Source organism: Desulfocurvus sp. DL1XJH-121, from assembly GCF_054819825.1.
This window is the reverse complement of record NZ_JBTVWW010000053.1, coordinates 1-2292: the sequence shown is the minus strand read 5'-3', so window position 1 is coordinate 2292 and position 2292 is coordinate 1. Positions and strand designations below refer to the sequence as shown.

The following is a 2292-nucleotide window of genomic DNA, read 5'->3' as shown; positions in this document are numbered from 1 at the left end:
AGGCGGCCGAGGCGGCCGCCTAGAAATCACCCCGCCAGGGGCGGCAGTGTCAGGTGAATACTATCTCTGTACAGGCATACCCTGATCGCCGACGGTTATTTTTGTGTTTTTTCAGTCTAATAAATCGGCATGTATATGTCTAAAATTATCGCCTATTCGTAACACAACGCTTTGTAAGGTTCGCTAATGGAGTATGTTTTTTTTCTAGTTCTTCTCGAACATTGTCCCATTCTAAAATAATCGGGACTGGATCAACAAATTTTCCTTCAGATTTGCGCATTGCAGTAAGACCAATTGATTGTCCATTACTTTTTTTAATATATTCTTCAATATACCCCCCTAGTAATGCTCTCGAATTCGAAACAAAATGAGCATAATCATGCCGAATTTCATCGTGAAGAAAACTTAAATCACTTATATAACGCCTAATTGAGTCAAGTATGTCTATTTTTTCTGGCATTTTATCTATGATCTGTTTATTAAATTTTATATCACAAACTATGTACTCCTTTTTAACACTAAAAGAATTCCAAAATTCCATATTTTCAAAATCGTCTGTCCACTTGCTATGCGATGTAAAAAGATGAATTGGGAGTCCGTTGTGTTGAACATGATTCCTTAAAGATTCAACAAAACCAAAATTAAAATCACTTTTCCTTTTGTCAAGAAAACGTTTTTTTTCTTTGTTTTCAATTTGAATGTCATTGTCGAAACAAGAAGCAATACATTTAGGCGATTGATCAATGTAGGATCGCAAGCTTGATAGCAAATTCATGATCACACGATTAATTCGCATCCTTTGTTCGTAAGCAATTTTATAATTAAATTCATTGAGCAACATTTGATCCAGGGAAATAACAAGAGATTCTTTTTCAAAATTATAATAATTTGTTATTAAAATTTCGTACAAATTTTCTATTTCAAAAAAATTCTTTAATATTAATTTTGATCGTTTAATTTCAATATATTCTTCCTCTGTTATCTTAATTTCTGGGAATCTCCCTAGCGCATGAATGGCGACAATAAATTCATTCATTGCCTTCTCCTTCTTGTTTGATAAACGCAAGAGTTAGAACTGCTCCTGAACGCCAAGCACTCACAGGCAAAACAATACGTTGCGAGGCCTGTTGAGAATACATGACGACCGTGAAAACAGAACAGGTGAGGCATGGACAGGCGAAGGTTAAGTTACATCCAGGCACGCAATTTTCACTTATTTTAAATGTTAAAATTTTTCTGCTTTGTCTCTCCATTCAGGATCGTCTTTTGTATGTTGTTTATCGGAAGCATTCAGGTTATGATAACGATTGTTGTACATACCTGAAATATTAAAAATTTCGTCGAACGCTCTCACTGATTGATGTATAGGGGGCAACTCAATCTCTAAACTACATGATTCTTTGTTATAAGAAAAATTCATTTTTCCTCCTGAAATAACAAGCGCTAAAGTAATAATAAAAAAAGATGCTGCAATTGTAACTTTAAATGGTGATGAGTATGATATTGATTTTATATTATAGTCTACGTATTCAAAAACAAAAGGTTCCTCTTTTATAAAATCGATAATCTCAAGCGTATTATGTATAATCAAGTGATCATCAATGGATATATTGACTTTTTCATTGCTTGCCTCAAACGCAAAATGAATCGTATTTATCCCTTCATCTGATTCTATTGAAATATTTTCCAGCTCGTACTTTCTATCTGATTTATTTATTGAAAATGTTTCTTTAAGCTTCGGGCTGAAAAGTGCAACAAATTCTATTTTTGATATTGCCATTAATAAGTAGAACAGATTATGAACATCGCGACACACAAATTCTGCTTCTTTGCTTACATCTTCATCAAATATAAGTGTCACTGTATTCATTCCCTGTCCCCCCCCCTTTTTGATGCATTTTAAAAAACAATCTAAAAATGAAAAAGTATATTTTCCTTCTTAACCGCCATACCTTTATGCGTTATACTGGTCAAGTTGTTTGCTAGGGGGATGGGGGGGGGCACACGGCGCAATTATTTCTTCTGAGGAAAACCTGCCCCCACCACCACCCACCGAGCACATCGATATTTTTAATTTTTCTGATAGGGGAACCCGGTTCAAAAGCTTAGTCAATCGCGACATTGACCATACCGATTGCAAATTGACAGTGCATAATTGCCCCACTATGGCATTGCCATGCGCAACGTAAAAACTATTACCATTCAGGTTTCCCCTACTGTACAGAGATAGTATTCACCTGACACTGCCGCCCCTGGCGGGGTGATTTCTAGGCGGCCGCCTCGGCCGCCTAT

General features: G+C 36.0%; 2 protein-coding genes. Both read right to left on the bottom strand.

The window, feature by feature from the left end:
- Nucleotides 1-145 precede the first annotated feature (145 nt).
- Entirely contained in the window at nucleotides 146-1036 is an 891-nt protein-coding gene (locus ACYYG1_RS17280; RefSeq protein WP_461211577.1) for a hypothetical protein, read from the bottom strand.
- 189 nt (nucleotides 1037-1225) lie between these two features.
- Nucleotides 1226-1870, bottom strand: coding sequence for a hypothetical protein (locus tag ACYYG1_RS17275; RefSeq protein ID WP_461211576.1), 645 nt, complete (start codon nucleotides 1868-1870; stop codon nucleotides 1226-1228).
- Nucleotides 1871-2292 lie beyond the last annotated feature (422 nt).